Raw genomic sequence first — 18,901 nt, 5'->3', positions numbered from 1 at the left:
TCGGTTCAGTACGCGCTGGCAGTCGGGCGGACAATCAGCTCACTGACATCCACATCGGCAGGCTGTTCGATGGCGTAAGCGATAGCGCGAGCGACGGCCGTTGCCGGGATGGCGATCTTGCGGAACTCGCGCATCTCGGCACGCCCGCCTTCATCGGAAATGCTCTCGGCCAGCTCGGACTCGGTTACGCCGGGTGAAATCACCGTGACACGAATGTCCCCGCCGACCTCCTGACGCAATCCCTCAGATATGGCGCGCACTGCAAACTTCGTCGCGCAGTAGACCGACGCCGTTGGGCTGACGGTGTAGGCGCCAATCGATGCAATGTTGATGAACTGGCCTGATTTCTGTTTTTGCATCAACGGCAAACCTGCCGCGATACCGTGCAAGACGCCACGAATATTGACGTCGATCATCTGATCCCATTCCGAGACCTTCAGCGCCTCGAGTTTCGACAGCGGCATGACCCCGGCGTTATTGACGAATACGTCGACCCGGCCATGCAGGTTCAATGCAAAATCCACGAATGCTTGTACCTCGGTCAGACGGGTGACATCCAATGCCTGGAAGTGGGCACTTCCCCCGCTGGAATTGATCTGCGCGCAGAGCATTTCGAGGCGCTCCGTACGACGTGCCCCGAGCACGACATGTGCACCGCTACTGGCCAACAGGCGCGCTGTCGCCTCGCCTATTCCGCTGCTCGCGCCCGTAATCAGAACGACTTTTTTCGAGATATTCGACATGACCCTAATCCCTCACTTGAGTGGCTGGTGACGCGAGAGTGGTGTCTCGCTGCCAGTCCAGATTAGGGATAACGGTGGGCAGCCAGTTAGTCAGATCCTTCTGACAACTTGCCTGATCCTGTCGGGATAACGGGCTGCGACTTACCGGTTCAACGACGGCGAGCGTCGAGGCTGAAGCGACCGGCACCGAAGGCCACGACCTGCAACAGGCCACCAGCCATCGCGATGTTCTTGAAGAAGTGGATGAACTGGTTTTGATCGCCCAGTGCGTTATGGAAAGCCAGTGCGGTAAATACGCTGAACACGGCCAGTACAGCGGCAACGGTGCGAGTGCGGTAACCGGCGATCAGTGCCAGGCCACCACCGACTTCGACAATGATCGCCAACGCCAGCGCCAGTTCCGGAAGCGGAAGACCCACGGAGCTGATGTAGCCGACCATCATCGCGGGAGCGGCCAGTTTCGAAAAACCGGAGAGAATGAAGATTGCGCTGAGCAGTACGCGACCGATCAACGAAGCCGAGGCTTGGGTCACGTCGCGGCGGCTCTGTTCAGAGCCGGTGGAATGAGCGATGTTTGCAGAAGTAGTCATGAGGTATTTCCTTCAAAGTTTGTGCGACTCGCCATGAATCGCTGCTGTGAAGAAATTTTGCGTCTTGCCCTCTCCTCTGAATAGCCGACTAATTTAGATCATTAGATTCGAATAAATAGGCAAGTAAATCCCCCCATCAACAGGAAGTTCAATCGTGCAAATCGTTGAGCGAACCTCTGCAACAGGCCTGGAATCGCACATTCGCGGTCAGCGCCTGGCCGCCTCCGAAGATGTTTTTTCCAACGATGTGCTGGTGCAGATCTTTACCCGGGAAAGGATTGAACAGAGCTTTGTCGTTCCCGCCGTGGCTGAACCGCTGATTGTCTGGGTGCTGTGCGGGAGCGCCACCATTGAAGAACGGGAGCCCGGCAAAGAGTGGCTGGCGAGTGAGGTGAAAAAGGGTGATTTTTTCCTGACCACCAGTGCTGTGCCCTACGAAATGCGCTGGCACGTGAACAGTGCGGAGCCCTTCGTGGTGATGCACATTTACCTCGGTCTGCCATTGCTTGAACGTGCAATCCAGGAAACCCACAAAGAGGTCACCGGTGCGATTTGCCTGCGGGAAATATCCGGCGGTCGAGATGAAGCGCTGTCAGTGCTGTTCGAACAATTCAGAGTTGAACTGACTACCCAGGGAGAATCCAGCCCACTGCTGATGCAAGGCATCGCCCAGTGCATCGCCGTGCATCTGGCGCGCCGGTACCTTGATACGCAAGCGGACAACATCGTGCAGCGCAACGCCCTGCCGGCCTTCAAGCTCAAGCGTGTGCTGAACGCGATGGAGAGGTCATTGAGTGAGGCGTTTTGTCTGGGTGACCTGGCCGACGAAGCCGGCATGAGCGAGTACCACTTCAGCCGCCTGTTCAAACGCGCCACGGGGCTTTCACCCTCGCGCTACTTCATCAGGTTGAGAATGACCAAAGCCAGGCAACTGCTGATTGAAACCGACATGAGCATCATCGATGCCGGACTGGAAGTCGGGTACAGCAGCGCCAGCCATTTCTCTCAAGCGTTCAAACGGGAAGTCGGCGTCCTGCCCAGTCACTACCGCAAATGAAAAACGCGGCACGGCGTGCACCGTGCCGCAGGTACAACCGACCCATCAACTGCCCACGGGAATGCTCATGCCGCCATCGGCCATGACCACCGAGCCGACAATGAAACTGGCGCGCTCGGAGGCCAGGAATGCCACGATTTCGGCGATCTCCCCGGGCGAGGCGGCACGGCCAATGGGGGCGGATTTCCCGTGCTCTTGCAGGAAACCCGGGCCGTCTTCCATGAAGTGATTGAGCAGATTGGTGACCACGTCACCCACGCCAATCGCATTGACCCGGATTCCGTGTTCTATCGCCTCCAGCGCCTGGGTCCGGGTCAGCTGCGCCAGTGCCCCTTTCGACGCGGTGTAGGCCGCGATACCGGGGAAGGCAAAGTAAGAGGCATAGGAGGCAATATTGACGATAGCGCCTGACTTTTTCTTCATCATTTCTTTCGCCGCTTCGCGGGAATGGAGAAATGCACCCGTCACGTTTGTCTCCATCTGCCAGCTCCAGTCCTCGCGGGTCATCTCGACCAGAGGCTTGTAGATGATCCGTCCCGCATTATTGACCAGCACATCGAGCTTGCCGAAGTGTTGAACGGCCAGTGCTACAGCCTGTTCAGCCGAGCCATCGACCGTGATATCCGCCACCAAAGGCACCAGCCCCGGGCGCTCAAGTGCATTCACTTCGGGGTTGATGTCTTCGGCTATGATCCTGGCGCCACGGGCATGAAACAGCTCGGCGATGGCACGGCCGATACCGCTGGCGGCGCCCGTCACAATCACGACTTTGCCGGCGATCTCGTTGGGGGTAGGAATGAAATCAGTCATCTTGTTTCTCCTGTTAAGAGCGCAGCTGAATAATTCCAGCCGCTGCGCATACGCCTGAACGTATGGGGGTGTCGCAATCGACGACTCAACTGTCGCCGATTGCGACCCGCCACTCTTTAGGAGCCTTGCTCACCCTGTCGGGGCTTTGCGCTTATCTGTCTGGCGTTTCAGTTTCCCTGAGGGTCGGGTTGAAAGCGCAAGCCGGGCAGGCGATCCATGCTGATGAAACGGTTAGCAATACCGGGATAATATTGACCATTACGTTCGAGGAAACACGCATGATTTCTGATCCCGGAACACCGACACTGGACCAACTGCGCGTGTTCCTGACGGTCGTTGAAGTTGGCAGTTTTGCAGCGGCTGCCAGAAAGCTGCATCGAGCCACTTCGGTCATCAGCTACTCGATTGCCAACCTGGAAATGCAGCTCGGCGTGTCGCTGTTTGACCGTCAGACCACACGCAAGCCGCAGCTCACCGACGCCGGCCGCACCGTCCTGGCCGAAGCCCGGACCATCGCCAATGGCATTCATGGTTTACGCGCCAAAGTGAAAGGGCTGCTTCAGGGGCTTGAAGCCGAAGTCCACGTGGTGCTCGATGTGATGCTTCCCCCGGAGCGCGTGGTCGACGCACTCAAATCCTTTCGCGAAGAATTTCCTACGGTTGCCCTGCACTTGCATATGGAAGCGCTCGGCGCCGTCACGGAACTGGTGATCAACCGTGGTGCAATCGTCGGCGTCAGTGGGCCGATGAACGAAGGCATCGACGGTATCGAAAGAATTGGCGTCGGCAGCGTGGAGTTGATTCCGGTGGCAGCCCCGAATCATCCACTGGCTTCAAGCGACTCGAATGTGCCCGGTGCCGGGCGAGAGTTCACGCAACTGGTGCTGTCCGATCGCTCGCTTCTGACCAAAGGCAAGGATTTCGCCGTGCTCAGTAACCGCACCTGGCGCCTGGCGGACCTGGGTGCCAAGCACATGCTGCTGCGTGAAGGCATCGGTTGGGGGAACATGCCGTTGCCGATGGTCCAGGAAGATCTGGAGAGCGGCCGGCTCGTGCAATTGAACATACCGGAATACAAAAGCGGCCAATATACCTTCGACGTCATCTACCGTACGGATCTGCCACCGGGCCCTGCGGCAAGGTGGTTGATCGACCGGTTCGTACAACAAGGCTCGGTGCTGGATAGCGCCGCTTGAGGACGATTTCGCCCTGCCTGCATCAGCTCTCGAACGGGTGCTGGCAGGGCTGCGTGAATCCATTTCCCATGACGACTACTTGCTCGCTGCGGCAAGCGCCATCTTCGACGGCCTGCTCGACGAATTTGTGAAAGAGGAACAACCCGATGAGTAAGGTTTCCACATTGGACGTTGACGAGAATCTGTCGAGGCCTCAGCCGGTCAGTTTGCGTGAGGCGTTCTGGTTCTGGCTAAAGCTCGGCTTCATCAGTTTCGGCGGGCCGGCAGGACAGATCTCGATCATGCACCAGGAGTTGGTAGAACGGCGGCGCTGGATTTCGGAGCGCAGATTTTTGCATGCCCTCAACTACTGCATGTTGCTGCCCGGGCCTGAGGCTCAGCAGTTGGCGACCTACATTGGCTGGCTGATGCATCGGACATGGGGAGGAGTGATTGCAGGCGCACTGTTTGTGTTGCCCTCGCTGTTCATCCTGATTGCGTTGTCGTGGATGTACATCGCGTTCGGCGAAATGCCCGTGGTGGCCGGGCTCTTCTATGGGATAAAGCCCGCCGTGACGGCCATCGTGGTGCAAGCGGCACACAGGATCGGCTCTCGGGCACTGAAGAACAATTGGCTGTGGGCGATAGCGGCGGCGTCATTTACCGCGATCTTCGCATTCAACGTTCCATTCCCGCTGATCGTGCTGAGCGCCGCTTTGATCGGCTATGTCGGAGGGCGCCTGGCGCCCGAGAAGTTCAGGACCGGGGGCCATGGTTCCGCCAAAAAATCCTTCGGGCCAGCCTTGATCGATGACGACACCCCCACCCCTGAGCATGCCCGTTTTAACTGGCTGAAACTGGCGTCGCTCGCACTTATCGGCGCCACGCTCTGGGCATTGCCGATGGGCATCTTGACCCTCCTCTTCGGCTGGGAAGGCACCTTGACTCAAATGAGCTGGTTCTTTACCAAAGCCGCGTTGCTGACCTTTGGCGGTGCGTATGCCGTGCTTCCGTATGTCTACCAGGGCGCGGTCGGACACTATGGCTGGCTGACCCCGACACAAATGATCGACGGGCTGGCCCTGGGGGAAACCACACCGGGGCCGCTGATCATGGTCGTGGCCTTCGTCGGCTTTGTCGGCGCCTATGTCTCGCAAGTGTTCGGAGCCGATCAGGTGTTTCTGGCCGGGGCCGTGGCGGCCTCGCTGGTGACCTGGTTCACCTTCCTGCCCTCGTTCCTGTTCATCCTCGCGGGTGGCCCGCTGGTGGAGTCGACCCACAACGAACTCAAGTTCACGGCACCGCTTACCGCCATAACAGCCGCCGTGGTTGGAGTGATCCTCAATCTGGCGTGCTTCTTCGGCTATCACGTGCTTTGGCCAACAGGCTTCAGCGGCAACCTGGACTGGCCCTCCGCGCTGATCGCGATTGCGGCGGCGGTTGCCTTGTTCCGCTTCAAGCGGGGCGTCATTCAGGTGCTGATGGCCTGCGCGCTCGTCGGTTTGACCGTGCATCTGTTGCGTTAGCCTGGTGCAAGGAATGCGAGGGTGAATCGCATAAATGGCCTTCACCCACGCCCTGAACAGACTAAACCCGAAATTGCTGCATCAGCCCCTGCTGATGGTTGGCCAGGCGGTTCAGCGCCTGGCTCACCTGGGCCGATTCCTCGGCCTGCCCCGAAAGGGACTCGGTGACATCACGGATGGTCGCCACGTTGGTATTGATCTCTTCGGCCACGGCGCTCTGCTCCTCGGCGGCGCTGGCAATCTGCAGGTTCATGTCGGAGATGACCGATACCGACTCGCCGATTCGACGCAAGGCGGCGACCGCCTGTTCAACGTGGACGACGCTGCCCTGTGCTTGCTGGTAGCTGCTGTTCATTGAACTGGCGACCTCGCGGGTCCCCTTCTGCAAACCTTCGATGACCTGACGGATTTCCTCCACCGAGTCCTGGGTCCGCTTGGCCAGGTTGCGCACCTCGTCGGCAACCACCGCAAAGCCACGTCCGGCTTCACCGGCACGCGCAGCTTCGATGGCGGCATTGAGGGCGAGCAAGTTGGTCTGCTCGGCGATGCTGCGGATCACCTCCAGCACCAACCCAATCTGTTCACTGTTGGCCGCCAGGCCTTCGACCTGCGCCATGGCACTGCTCATGTCGCGAGCCAGAGCATCGATGGCGCTGGTGGTGTGGCCAATGATGCCGAGGCCTTCGCGGGTGGCGAGGTCGGCACCACGCGCCGCTTCAGCGGCCTGCGCCGCGCTGCGGGCGACATCCTGGGCGGTGGCGCTCATCTCGTTGGAGGCCGTGGCCACCTGGTCCACTTCGCGATATTGCTGCTGCATGCCGGAGCTGGTCTGGCTGGCGATCGCCGCGGACTGATCAGCGGTGCTGCGGGCGTCCTGCACCGAACGCTTCACGTCGGCAATCACCGGTTGCAGCTTGTCGAGGAAGCGGTTGAACCAGCCGGCCAGTTCGCCCAGCTCGTCCTTGCGCGAGTAGTCGAGGCGACGGGTCAGGTCGCCTTCACCGCTGGCGATGTCCTTGAGCATGCTGGCGACCCCAAGGATCGGTCGGGTCACGCCGCGCGCGGTCAGCCACACCAGGAGCAGACCGGCGATGGCGGCGGCTATCCCGAGCAGCAGCTCCAGCCAGGTTCCCTGGGTGTTGCGCACGTCCAGATCGTTCTGCAAGGCCATGGCCGGCGCCAGCAGGGTCGTCATGGGCACGTCCAGCAACACGGCCCAGGGCTTGGCATCTGGAATGGGTTGCAGCGGTGCCAGCACCTGCAAATGGTCGTTCGTCTGCTGCTCATGCCCCTGCCCTTGGCGTTGCAAGTCCAGCAGCTCGGCCGCTTCGCCCGGGTAGGCCTTGGACAGGCTCTGGCCGAGCAGGCCGGCGTCCACACTGTGACCGGCCAGCAAGCCGGCCGGGCTGAGGATACTGATGGCGCCCTGCCCCTGATAAAGGCCCTGACTGCCCGCCGTCGCCAACTGCTGGAGATTGCTCAGGCTGATGTCCATGCCGACCACCGCGATCATGCGACCGTTCTCGATGACCGGAAAGGTCAAGGTGGTGATCAGCGTCTTCTGCCCCGAAGCGTCATCGAAGTAGGGATTCAACAAGCAGGGCTTAAGGCTTTGCTTGGGGCAGTTGAACCAGGTATTGAAAGGGCTGCCGTCGAGCATGGGCGTGGCGTCGCTGATCATGTCTTCGGTCACTGCCAGGGTGTTCAGGCTTGCACCGCGCTGTGCCCAGTAAGTGGCGAAACGGCCTTGTTCGTTACTGCCCGTTTCGGCACGGCCGGCAAAGGCGGAATCGTCGCCGCCCAGCGTATCCGGTTCGAACACGAGGTAGAGGCTGAGCAGTTGCGGGTTGGCCTGCAACGCCTCTTTGATCTGCTGGTTGAGCGAATCACGCAGGGCCTGACCGTCCAGATTCAGTTTCTGCGCCTGGCGACGCTGGCGCATTACTTCGCGAGATAAGTTCAGGCCATCCTGGTAGGCCGACATGAAGTAACGCTGGATGGTCAACGCCTGAACCTTGCCCTCCCCTTGCATGCGTTCGCGGGCCGACGCTTCGAGCATCTGCGCACTGCTCGCCTTGACCAGCGTGGTCCCGGCCCCCATGCGGTAGAGCGAGATGCCGATGAGCATGGCAACGATAGCCACCAGACAGAAGCCGGTCAGCAAGGTGATCTTCCATTGGATGGAAAGTCGGTCAAGAGGCATTGAAGCAGTCCTTGTGCGGAGATACTGGTTGAGGTCCGACGATGCGCGCATTGACGACGGAACCCGACGGCAACGTGGATCGGGTCAGCTCAGCAAGCAGTACTGGCCCCCTGACATCAATCACCAGCACTTTTCACGCCAAAGACATAAAATCCTTAAATTACAATTACTTAATAAGAAAATTGGAACCTCCTCGCCGCAGACAGAGGGCCCCTGTGTAAAATTTTGCGACAGACTATCTCTACTTGAATCACTACCTGACCGACCTCCACATGCGCGGCTTGCGAGACAAGGCGGCAACGGACATGGCAGCGAGAGCCAGAGCTGGCCCCCGCTGCTTGCAGTCAATGTCAGCGCTTGAGTTTGCGCTTGTTGCGGTATTGGTCGATGACCACCGCGACCACGATGATCAAGCCCTTGATGATGTCCTGGATGTAGGCATCGACCCCGACGAAAGTGAACCCGCTGGCCATCACCCCAAGGATCAGTGCGCCGATGACCGTGCCGGTGATGCGCCCCACCCCGCCCGCCAGGCTGGTGCCGCCGATGACCGCTGCGGCAATCGCATCCAGCTCATAGGACATGCCCATCCCGGCCTGCCCGGTGGCGGCACGGGCCGAAGCCACCACGCCCGCCAGCCCCGCCAGCAACCCGGCGATGCTGTAGACGATGACCAGATGGCGTTTGACGTTAATACCCGACGTGCGCGCCGCCTGCATGTTGCCGCCGATGGCGTAGGTGTATTTGCCGTACTTGGTGTAGCGCAGCGCGATGTGGAAGATCACCGCCACCACCAGGAAAATGATCACCGGCATCGCACCGTGACCGATCGCCGTGTAGGAATCCGACAGCATGCTCACTGGCTGGCCTTCGGTGTAGTAACGCGCCAGGCCACGGGCCGAGACCATCATGCCCAGGGTAGCAATGAACGGAGGAATCCCGGTGATGGCAATGATGCTGCCGTTGATTGCCCCCGCCAGCAGCCCGACGCCGAGCCCGACAATCACTGGAATCCACACCGGCAAGTCGGTCAGCGACGGGAAGACCGCCCGAGTGAAATCCGAGGTCTGCGCCAGGCTGGCAGCGATCATCGCCGACAAGGCCAGCACCGAGCCCGACGACAGGTCGATGCCGGTGGTGATGATCACCTGGGTCACGCCAATCGCCAGCAGGCCGATGATCGACACTTGCAGGATCATCAACACCAACCGCTGGGAGTTCATCAGGAAGCTCTGGTCGCGCACGATCCAGCCGAACATTTCAAACACCAGGCCGATCCCGATCAGCACCAGGAAGATGCTCAGCTCGGTCGGAAAGCGCCGGCGACTCTTGGCCGGTGCCGCTGCCGGTTTGTTTTCCAGTATCGCGTTCATAGCCACTCACCTTTCTATTGCGTCATCGACGGCGGCCGTAGCCACCACCCGCATCATTAATGAACCGAGGACATGCCCGAGGCCAGTTGCATCACTCGTTCCTGAGTCGCTTCGCTGCGGTCGAGGGTGCCCATCAGTTCGCCCTCGTGCATGACCATCACCCGGTCGCTCATGCCGAGCACTTCCGGCAGTTCCGAGGAAATCATGATCACCGCCATGCCTTCGCCGGCGAGGTAGGAGATGAGTCGGTAAATCTCGGCCTTGGCGCCGACATCGATACCGCGGGTCGGCTCGTCGAGAATCAGGATTCGCGGGTTGGTCATCAGCCAGCGCGCCAACAAGGCCTTCTGCTGATTGCCGCCGGACAAAGTGTCGATGCACTGCTCCAGTGAAGGGGTTTTCACCCGCAGCTTCTTGCACATGTCTTCGCACAACACCCGCAAGGCTTTCTGCTGAATGAAGCCGTGGCCGGCGTAGTGCGGCAGCACCGCCATTTCCATGTTCTCCAGTACCGAAAGGCATGGGAACAGGCCGCTGAGCTTGCGATCCTCGGTCAACAGTGCGAAACCCTTCTCGATCGCCATGTGCGGATCGCTGATGCGCACCACTTCGCCATCGAGGCGAATCTCGCCACTATCGCTCGGGGTAATGCCGAAAATCGCTTCGGCCACGTTGGTCCGTCCGGAGCCCATCAACCCGGCAATGCCAAGGATCTCCCCGGCATGCAGGTCGAAAGAGACGCCTTTGAAGATGCCATCCAGCTTGAGGTCGCGCACCGACAGCAACAGATCGCCAATCGGCTCGTCGCGCACCGGAAACAACTGGCTCAACTCACGACCGACCATCATCGAAATCAGGCTGTCGCTGTCCATGCTGTCGGCCCGCTGCAGGCCTATGTAGGCGCCATCGCGGAACACCGCCACTTCATCGGCGATAGCGAACACTTCGTTCATTTTGTGGGTGATATAGATGATGCCTTTGCCCTGGCTTTTCAGGTCGGCAATGATCGAAAACAGGTGAGCGACCTCCTTGTCGGTGATGGCCGAAGTCGGTTCGTCCATGATCAGGATATCGGAGTCATAGGACACGGCTTTGGCGATCTCGACCATCTGCCGCTCGGCGATGCTCAGGTTGCCGACCAGCTCTTCGGGGTCGAGGTTGATCCGCAGGCGCTCCAGCAATTTCGCCGTGCAGCGGTGCATTTCCCGGTGGTCGATCATGTGGAAGCCGTTGAGCTGCTCACGGCCAATCCAGATGTTTTCGGCGATGCTCATGTGCGGCATCAGGTTGAGTTCCTGGTGGATCATTGCGATCCCGGCCTGAAGCGCCGCCAGCGGCGTTTCAAAAACCACCGGCTTGCCCCGCAGGCGCAGTTCGCCGGCGTCTGGCTGGTAGATGCCGGCGATGATTTTCATCAGGGTGGACTTGCCGGCGCCATTTTCGCCCATGAGCGCCAGCACGGAACCGGGGCGCACCCGCAGCTGCACATCGGACAACGCCACTACACCGGGAAAACCCTTGCTGACGTTGACGATCTCCAGCAGGTACGGCTCATCGACAGGTGTTGCAGTGGGCTGGGCACCTTTCAAAGGGGTGCTCGAAGCAGTCGCTGAAGCGAACATGATCAGGTACTCCATCAGCAAGGTCGCGCTCGCCACCTTGCGTACTTATTGTTGTTATTGAACGGACGGACTATTTGAACTGGTCAACGTTTTGCGGTGTGATCAGGCGGAACGGCACCCAGACAGCCGACTCGACCGGCTCGTTTTTCGCCATTTTCACTGCAGTATCGATGGAACCGTCGGCCTGCCCCTTGGCGTCCTGAAACACCGAAGCCGCCAGCGAGCCTTTCTTCACGGCATTCAAACCGTCCGGCGTACCATCGACACCCGCAATCAACACACTGCCTTTTTCGACGCCCGCCTGTTGCAGGGCCATCGCGGCGCCAATGGCCATTTCGTCGTTGTTGGAGACGATCGCGTCAAACTTGCGGCCCTGGGTCAGCCAGTCGTTGACCAGGGTCATGCCTTTATCCCGCAGCCAGATACCGCTCTGCTCTTGCTCGATTTTGATGTTCGGGTATTTGGCCAGTACTTCCTTGACGCCCTTGGTGCGATTGGTGGTGGAGTTGTTCGCGAGGTCACCCAGCAAAATCACAATATCGCCCTTGCCGCCCATCTTGTCGGCCAGGTACTGCATTTGCATTTCACCGGCCTCCAGGTCGTTGGAAGCGACAGTCACCACACCTTTGGGCAGGTTCAGGTCATCGGGGCGGCGGTTGACGTAGACCAGCGGAATACCGGCCTTCACGGCGGCTTCAGTGATTTTTTTGGTTGCGGCCGTATCCACCGGGTTGACCACGATGGCATCGACTTTCTGGCTGATAAAGCTTTCGACCTGGCTCAGTTGCTTGACCACGTCGCTGCGGGCATCTTCGAATTGCAGCTGGACGCCGTCAGGGTATGACTTGGCTTTCTTGTCCATGGATTCACGCAGGTAGGTCAGCCAGGTGTCATCGAACTGGGACATGCTGACGCCGATCTTCACATCGGCCAGCACAGCGCCGCTGGCGACCATCAGGGACAGGGCAAGTGAGGCAAAACGGATCTTGGTCTTCATGAAAAGTCTTTCTCCACATTCTTGTTGGTTTTATGGATGAGGCGTGACGATTTCAGTAAGCGGACAAGCAGGAAAAGTGTTGAAACATAACGCGAGGCAGCTCGCTGGAAATGACTTTATTGGAAAATATTTTCTATATCAACCAATTTTAGAATTTTATTCTAATTTTATTCCATGGCTTTCGAACGGGCTCAACTCCACCGCTTGATGGCGCTTGAAACTCAGCCGCGCGGCGTCTAGCACACGGGTGGTCGCCAGTGCATCACGGGCGTCCACAGGCAGTGGGCCACCGCTCTGCAACGCGGTTTGTAGCTGTAAATAGAACTGATTCCAACAGCCCCGCTCGGAGGGAACCCGTTCGCGCTCTTCGCCCTGCTCGAACCAGCCCCAGCGTCGGTGCTCCTCCACGCCCCAGCGTTCGCCTTCGGTTTTAGGCGAGAGCCCGGCAAGCGCCGACGCCTCCTGCCCGTCCAGACCATCGACGCTGTAACAGCCTTGTGTGCCGGTCACCCGAAAGCGCGGGCCGGGGGTGTTTTGCAGGCAACTGCCACCCAGGTGCGAGGTCACACCGCTGGCGTGAGTCAGGGACATAAAAAAGCCGTTATCGAACGTCTGGCCTTTCTCCAGGTAATCCAGTTCGGCATAGACCCGTGTCACCGGACCGAACAGCAACAACGCCTGATCCACCAGATGGCTGCCCAGATCCCGCAGGAAGCCGCCGCCACTGCCGTTGTTCACCGACTGCGGCGAGTAGCGCTCGATCCGCGACTCAAAACGGGTGACCTGGCCCAGCGCGCCGGACTCGATGAGTTTGCGTACGGTGAGGAAATCCGAATCCCAGCGCCGATTCTGATAGACGCTGAGCCGCACACCCTGGCGCTCGGCCATGGTAATCAGGGTTTGTGCCTGTTGCGCATCGGCAGCGAACGGCTTGTCGCTGACCACTGCCACGCCGTACTCAATGCCGTCGAGCACCAGTGCCGGGCGGCCCTTGAGTGGTGTCGACACCACCAACACATCGATTCCGGCTTCCACCAATTGGCCGATGCTGTCGAAGGCTGGCACGCCGGGATGCTCCGCGGCCAGCAATTGTCGGCGCTCGGGGGAGCGGGTAACCACGCCCACGAAGGTCGCCGCTGGCAAACTGCTGATCAGCGGAGCATGGAAAAACCGGCCGCCATGGCCGTAACCGACAAGTCCGATGCGCATACACGTATTTCCCCTGAAAGAACGTGGACCCTGTGGGAGCGGGCTTGCTCGCGAAGGCGGTGTGTCAGGCACCATCTTTGTCGACTGAAGGACCGCTTTCGCGAGCAGGCTCGCTCCCACAGGGGATAATTGTTAGCCGTAGAAGCGGGGGCGATCAGGGAGTGCGACGTTGACGATCGCCCCGCTGTTTTGCGCTTCGATGCACGCATCAGCGGCGACAGCGGCAGCAAAGCCATCCCACGCCGAAGGCCCACCCACCTGCCCGGCCCTTACACCATCAATGAACGCCTGCAACTCGACGTCGTACGCCGCGATGAAGCGATCCTTCCAGTCCATCAGAATCGCGTTGGACAACTTCGCCCCGCTGCGCAATTGAACCTGGGACGGCTCCGGCAGTTTGGCGATGCCGGTCTCCCCCACCACTTCGCACTGGATGTCATAGCCGTACTGGCAATTGACGAAAACTTCCACGTCGATGCGTGTGCCCTTGGCGGTTTCCAGCAGAACGATCTGCGGGTCTTTCAAATGCGCGAGGGCCTTGCTGCTCTTGCGCGGGAACACTACCTGCACCGAAACGTAATCGTCGTCGAGCAACCAGCGCAGCACGTCCAGCTCATGGATCAGCGTGTCGGTGATCGCCATGTCGGTCTTGTAGTTCTCGCCCACCGTGGGGTTACGGTGAGCGCAATGCAACATCAACGGTTCGCCGATCTGGCCACTGTCGATCACTGATTTCAACGCGCGATACCCTTCATCGTACGGACGCATGAAACCGACCTGCACCAGCCGCTTGCCATGGGCCACTTCGGCCTCGACGATCTTGCGGCAGCCTTCGGCGGTGACCGCCAGCGGTTTCTCGCAGAACACCGGTTTGCCCGCGGCAATCGCTGCCAATACGAACTCTTCGTGGCTCGGCCCCCAGGAGGTGACGAGGATCGCTTCGACTTCCGGCGCCTTGATCAGCGCATGACCGTCGGGATAGACCTCGGCAGTCAGCTTCAGATCGGAAACGACCTTGGCCGCTTGCTGCAAATTGATGTCGGTGACCGCGACCACCTGACTGTTGAGCAAGGTCTGGCTGCAACGACGGATGTGGTCCTGGCCGATGGCCCCGGTGCCGATGACGCCAAGCTTCAAAGACATATAAACACTCCTGTTTGTTCGTTTCAGGGCAATCAGTACTGACGGACCTTGGCCAGTCGTTCGTTCAGGGTCTTGGCCACCGCATCGGTGCGGGCGCTGGTGGAGACTTGCGCCACGCCGACCCGCCACCAGGACAGGTAGCCGTGAATCATGGTTTTGGGCAGGACCTTGATATCGATCAGGGTCGACACGGTCTGCAAGCGCGCATCCGCCAACGCGGCGTGCAACTCTTCAACGGTGTTCACTTTGTAGGTCTTGCAGCCATAGGCCGCCGCGCTCATGGCGAAATCCACCGGCACAAAACCGCCGTCGAGCTTGCCGGTTTGCGGGTTGCGGTAACGGAACTCGGTAGCGAAGCTGTCCATGCCGTTGCCCATCTGCAGGTTGTTGATGCAGCCGAAGGTCATGTTGTCGAGCAGCACCACGTTGATCTTGCGCCGCTCCTGAATCGAGGTCGCCAGTTCCGAGTGCAGCATCATGTAGGAGCCATCGCCCACCAGCGCATAGACCTCGCGCTCAGGCTCGGCGAGTTTCACCCCCAATGCGGCATTGATCTCATAGCCCATGCACGAATATCCGTACTCGACGTGATAGGTGTTCACGCCTTTGCTGCGCCAGCTGCGCTGCAAGTCACCCGGCAGGCTGCCGGCGGCGGCAACGATCACCGCGTCATCCGCGAGGGCTTCATTGAGCACGCCGAGTACGCGACTCTGGGTCAGGCACGAGCCGGTCAACTCGATGAATTCGCGCAACACTGCCGGGTCCAGGTGATCGTTGATTTCCGGGGTGAAGTCCTGGGTCTGGTATTCGATCTGATAAAGGCGATCGACTTCCTCATCCAGCTGCGCCCTGGCCTGACGGGGTTGATCACCCCAACCGGAGCGGTAGTCGCCCAGCGCTTCGGCCAGCGCCTGCAAACCGCTCCGGGCGTCCGCCAGCAATTGCACGCCGTCGAGTTTCAGAGCATCGCACGGGCTGATATTGAGGTTGAGGAATTGCACTTCAGGGTGCTGGAACAAGGATTTCGACGCGGTAGTGAAGTCGCTGTAACGAGTGCCGATACCGATGATCAGATCTGCATCCCTGGCCAGCAGGTTCGCAGCCAAACAGCCGGTCTCACCGATGCCGCCGACGTTCAGGGCATGGCTGGAGACCACCGCGCTTTTGCCGGCCTGGGTTTCGGCAAAGGGAATGTCGAAGCGCTCGGCAAAGGCCTGTAACGCCGCGTTGGCGCCAGAGTATTTAACTCCGCCGCCGCAGATGATCAGCGGTTTGCGCTTGCCTTTGAACAACGCCACGGCATCGTCGAGCATCGCTTCGGTCGCCGGACGGCGCTCGATGCGGTGCACGCGTTTTTGCAGGAAGTAATCGGGGTAGTCGTAAGCCTCGGCTTGCACGTCTTGCGGCAAGGCCAGGGTTACGGCACCGGTTTCGGCGGGATCGGTGAGCACGCGCATGGCGTGAATTGCGGCGGTCATCAGTTGCTCGGGACGGTTGATGCGATCCCAGTATTTGCTCACGGCCTTGAACGCGTCGTTGGTGCTGATGCTCAGGTCGTGGAACTGCTCGATCTGTTGCAGCACCGGGTCTGGCTGGCGGCAGGCGTAGACATCACCCGGCAACAACAGCAATGGGATGCGGTTGGCTGTCGCGGTGGCGGCAGCGGTCAGCATGTTCGCCGCGCCTGGCCCCACCGACGAAGTACAGGCGTAGATCTTGCGTCGCAGATGCTGCTTGGCGAACCCGATGGCGGCGTGGGCCATACCTTGTTCGTTGCGGCCCTGATGGACGATCAGGTCGCCGCTGTCCTGCTCCAGGGCTTGCCCCAGACCTAGCACGTTGCCGTGGCCGAAGATGGTAAATATCCCGGCGACGAATTTGCTCTGAACCCCATCGACCTCGATGTACTGGTTATCGAGGAATTTCACCAGGGCCTGGGCCATGGTCAGTCTTGTAGTGGTCATATCTGATCCTTCAATACACGAAGAAACCCTTGTGGGAGCGAGCCTGCTCGCGAAAGCGTTGTGTCAGGCGACATCAATATTGATTGTGCCGCCGCTTCGCGAGCAGGCTCGCTCCCACATTTGAACCGCGTTGGCCTCAGCCCAGGGATTTTTGCAGGTGATCCATGCTCGCGCCGATCGCCTGCTCGATATCCACCAGCCCATGCACGCTGTCGGCAAACGGTTCGAACGACAGGTAGCCGCTGTAGCCGCTGCCGAGCAAGGTCTCGATCTGCACCGCGTTGCCGAGAATGTCGCCCTCGCCCACCAGCACCCGATGGCCATCGCGGATGGTCGCCAACGGCGCTTCGGTATCCTCGACGCCGGAGATGTGCACCAGCCCGGTCAACTCAGGGAAAAACTCCTGTTCACCGGCCAGGTGATGATGAAAGGTGTCGTGCACCAGACGGAACACATCCAGCCCGCCGATGGCCTTGATCGCATCGACCGCCGTGCGTTTGCGCCGCAACGAACATTCTTCGAAGCCCAGCGGTTCGATGAAACCGAGGATGCCGTGATCGCGCAGGATCGGCGCCAGCTGACTCAACGCCGTGCGCAGGCCCGAAGCGCGTTCGGCCTCGCTGCGCGGATCGGCCCGGTCGTTCAACGGGCACATGACCAACCCCTGCGCGCCACAATCACGTGCGTAAGCGGCGAGTTTCAACGCCTGCGCACGGCGCTCGTCATTCCACACATCAAACGGATACAACGCGTTGATCGACAGCACGGTGACGCCTTTGGCCGCACACAACTCCCGGACGTGCCCGGGCGCGGTCCCGTCCTCGATCTCGATGCCCTTGAGGTCGTTGCGAATCTCAATGGCGTCGGCCTTGAGGGTCACCGCCAACTCGATGAACGCAGGCAGGGACAAGCGTGGGGCGACCATACGGTTCAAGGCGAAACGCAGCGGCTTGCTCATTATTGTTGTTCTCCGCACAGGTGAATTATTTAGCCGTCGGCATGCTGAATTCCGGGCCCTTGGCGATGCTGTCGGGCCAGCGCTGCATCACGCTTTTATAGCGGCTGTAGAAGCGGATGCCTTCCTCGCCGTAGGCATGGTGGTCGCCGAACAGCGAGCGCTTCCAGCCGCCGAACGAATGCCAGGCCATGGGTACCGGAATCGGCACGTTGATGCCGACCATGCCAACCTTGATGCTGCGCGCAAAGGCACGGGCAATCCCGCCGTCGCTGGTAAAACACGACACGCCGTTGCCGAACTCATGGGCGTTGATCAGGGCCACGGCACTGGCGAAATCCGGCACGCGAACGATGCCCAGCACCGGCCCGAAAATTTCCTGCTGGTAGATGCTCATCCCGGTCGTGACGTTGTCGAACAGCGTCGCGCCGACGAAGAAGCCATTCTCGGCACCCGGCACCTTGAAGTTGCGCCCGTCAACGATCAGATGCGCGCCCTGGGCCACGCCCTGATCGATGAAGCCTTCAACCTTGGCCTTGTGTTCGGCGGTCACCAATGGCCCCATGTCGGTGTCACCCTGCAGGCCATTGCCGACTTTCAACTGATCGATACGCGGCAACAATTTGGCAATCAGTCGGTCACCGACATCACCGACTGCCACGGCAATCGAAATCGCCATGCAGCGCTCACCGGCCGAACCATAAGCGGCGCCGATCAGGGCATCCGCCGCTTGATCCAGATCCGCATCGGGCATGACGATCATGTGGTTCTTCGCCCCGCCCAGCGCCTGTACTCGCTTGCCACGCGAGGTCGCCTGCTGGTGGATGTACTCGGCGATCGGCGTTGAACCGACAAACGAAATCGCTTCGATGTCCGGGTGTTGCAGCAAGGCGTCGACCGCCGTCTTGTCCCCCTGGACCACGTTGAACACACCGTCCGGCAAGCCGGCTTCGGTCAGCAGGCGAGCCATCAGCAAACTGGCGGACGGATCGCGCTCGGACGGCTTGAGGATGAAGCAGTTACCGGTGACCAGCGCCAGCGGAATCATCCACAGCGGCACCATCACCGGGAAGTTGAACGGCGTAACCCCGGCGCAAACACCGAGCGGCTGACGCAGGTTCCAGTTGTCGATGCCGCCGCCGATGTTGTCGCTGAACTCGGTTTTCAGCAGGTTCGGCGCACCGCAGGCGTATTCGACGATTTCGATGCCGCGGGTGACCTCGCCCTTGGCGTCGGAAAAGACCTTGCCGTGTTCGCGGCTGATGATTTCCGCCAGCTCATCGTGATGGCGGTCGAGCAGTTCCTTGAACTTGAACATTACCCGCGAACGCCGCAGGGACGATTGCTCGGACCAGGCCGGGAAGGCTTTCAGGGCCGAGGCGACAGCCTGGTCCACGGTCTTCTGGCTGGCCAACCCGACCCGCGCCTGAACGCTGCCGGTGGCCGGGTTGAAGACGTTGCTGAACCTTTCACTGCCGCTGTCTTGCACCTGACCATCGATGTAATGACCTACAACCTGGGCGTCGCTCATTGT

Annotated in this window: 15 protein-coding genes and 2 pseudogenes; 4 read left to right on the top strand and 13 right to left on the bottom strand. The window is 60.1% G+C overall.

Translation table 11 applies throughout. The features are described from left to right. Positions 1 to 5: 5 nt before the first annotated feature. Positions 6 to 743, bottom strand: a complete 738-nt coding sequence (locus tag KGB27_RS07935) for an SDR family oxidoreductase (protein WP_223553838.1) — start codon at positions 741 to 743, stop codon at positions 6 to 8. A gap of 149 nt (positions 744 to 892) precedes the next feature. After that, positions 893 to 1,333, bottom strand: a complete 441-nt coding sequence (locus tag KGB27_RS07930) for a DoxX family protein (RefSeq protein WP_008024732.1) — start codon at positions 1,331 to 1,333, stop codon at positions 893 to 895. A gap of 154 nt (positions 1,334 to 1,487) precedes the next feature. Here KGB27_RS07930 and KGB27_RS07925 point away from each other — a divergent pair, with 154 nt between their 5' ends. Then, complete coding sequence (locus tag KGB27_RS07925) at positions 1,488 to 2,390, top strand: helix-turn-helix domain-containing protein (protein ID WP_223553835.1); 903 nt, start codon at positions 1,488 to 1,490, stop codon at positions 2,388 to 2,390. A gap of 45 nt (positions 2,391 to 2,435) precedes the next feature. Here the strand turns inward: KGB27_RS07925 and KGB27_RS07920 are convergent, their stop codons facing one another. Beyond that, positions 2,436 to 3,200: an SDR family NAD(P)-dependent oxidoreductase gene (locus tag KGB27_RS07920; RefSeq protein ID WP_223553832.1), complete on the bottom strand. Its 765-nt coding sequence runs from the start codon at positions 3,198 to 3,200 to the stop codon at positions 2,436 to 2,438. A gap of 278 nt (positions 3,201 to 3,478) precedes the next feature. Between KGB27_RS07920 and KGB27_RS07915 the strand changes: the two genes are divergently transcribed. The 3 genes and pseudogenes from KGB27_RS07915 to chrA all read left to right on the top strand — a co-directional run bounded on the left by KGB27_RS07915 (position 3,479) and on the right by chrA (position 5,901). After that, positions 3,479 to 4,396, top strand: coding sequence for a LysR family transcriptional regulator (locus KGB27_RS07915; RefSeq protein WP_008024727.1), 918 nt, complete (start codon positions 3,479 to 3,481; stop codon positions 4,394 to 4,396). Between the two features lie 19 nt (positions 4,397 to 4,415). After that, positions 4,416 to 4,550: pseudogene (locus KGB27_RS07910) on the top strand (chromate resistance protein); the annotation flags it as partial. Further along, on the top strand, positions 4,543 to 5,901 hold the full coding sequence (chrA, locus tag KGB27_RS07905; RefSeq protein ID WP_008039094.1) for a chromate efflux transporter: 1,359 nt from the start codon (positions 4,543 to 4,545) through the stop codon (positions 5,899 to 5,901). The pseudogene KGB27_RS07910 and the gene chrA, both read left to right, overlap by 8 nt. 61 nt (positions 5,902 to 5,962) lie before the next feature. Here chrA and KGB27_RS31535 read toward each other — a convergent pair whose 3' ends face one another. From KGB27_RS31535 to KGB27_RS07860, 10 genes and pseudogenes are all read right to left on the bottom strand, one after another. After that, complete coding sequence (locus KGB27_RS31535) at positions 5,963 to 6,718, bottom strand: methyl-accepting chemotaxis protein (protein ID WP_411736698.1); 756 nt, start codon at positions 6,716 to 6,718, stop codon at positions 5,963 to 5,965. Positions 6,719 to 6,820: 102 nt separating this feature from the next. Then, positions 6,821 to 7,843 (bottom strand): annotated as a pseudogene (locus KGB27_RS31530) (HAMP domain-containing protein); the annotation flags it as partial. 611 nt (positions 7,844 to 8,454) lie between these two features. Continuing rightward, positions 8,455 to 9,477, bottom strand: coding sequence for an ABC transporter permease (locus KGB27_RS07895; RefSeq protein WP_008039101.1), 1,023 nt, complete (start codon positions 9,475 to 9,477; stop codon positions 8,455 to 8,457). 56 nt (positions 9,478 to 9,533) lie between these two features. Further along, entirely contained in the window at positions 9,534 to 11,099 is a 1,566-nt protein-coding gene (locus KGB27_RS07890; protein ID WP_008039108.1) for a sugar ABC transporter ATP-binding protein, read from the bottom strand. Positions 11,100 to 11,169: 70 nt separating this feature from the next. Further along, the gene (locus KGB27_RS07885) at positions 11,170 to 12,096 is read right to left on the bottom strand and encodes a sugar ABC transporter substrate-binding protein (RefSeq protein ID WP_223553828.1); all 927 of its coding nucleotides are present in this window, start codon (positions 12,094 to 12,096) and stop codon (positions 11,170 to 11,172) included. Between the two features lie 156 nt (positions 12,097 to 12,252). Beyond that, complete coding sequence (locus tag KGB27_RS07880; RefSeq protein WP_223553825.1) at positions 12,253 to 13,305, bottom strand: Gfo/Idh/MocA family protein; 1,053 nt, start codon at positions 13,303 to 13,305, stop codon at positions 12,253 to 12,255. Between the two features lie 132 nt (positions 13,306 to 13,437). Then, on the bottom strand, positions 13,438 to 14,448 hold the full coding sequence (locus KGB27_RS07875; RefSeq protein ID WP_008039111.1) for a Gfo/Idh/MocA family protein: 1,011 nt from the start codon (positions 14,446 to 14,448) through the stop codon (positions 13,438 to 13,440). A 32-nt stretch (positions 14,449 to 14,480) separates the two neighbouring features. Beyond that, positions 14,481 to 16,412 (bottom strand): 3D-(3,5/4)-trihydroxycyclohexane-1,2-dione acylhydrolase (decyclizing), encoded by a 1,932-nt coding sequence (gene iolD / locus KGB27_RS07870; protein WP_223553823.1) that lies wholly within the window; start codon positions 16,410 to 16,412, stop codon positions 14,481 to 14,483. A gap of 136 nt (positions 16,413 to 16,548) precedes the next feature. After that, positions 16,549 to 17,370 (bottom strand): TIM barrel protein, encoded by an 822-nt coding sequence (locus KGB27_RS07865; protein WP_223553822.1) that lies wholly within the window; start codon positions 17,368 to 17,370, stop codon positions 16,549 to 16,551. Between the two features lie 25 nt (positions 17,371 to 17,395). Next, the gene (locus tag KGB27_RS07860) at positions 17,396 to 18,898 is read right to left on the bottom strand and encodes a CoA-acylating methylmalonate-semialdehyde dehydrogenase (protein WP_223553819.1); all 1,503 of its coding nucleotides are present in this window, start codon (positions 18,896 to 18,898) and stop codon (positions 17,396 to 17,398) included. Positions 18,899 to 18,901 lie beyond the last annotated feature (3 nt).

The sequence above is a fragment of the Pseudomonas sp. BF-R-01 genome, from assembly GCF_019946615.1.
GTDB lineage: Bacteria > Pseudomonadota > Gammaproteobacteria > Pseudomonadales > Pseudomonadaceae > Aquipseudomonas > Aquipseudomonas migulae.
The sequence above is the reverse complement of the archived record's forward strand: the minus strand, read 5'-3'. Positions and strand labels throughout refer to the sequence as shown.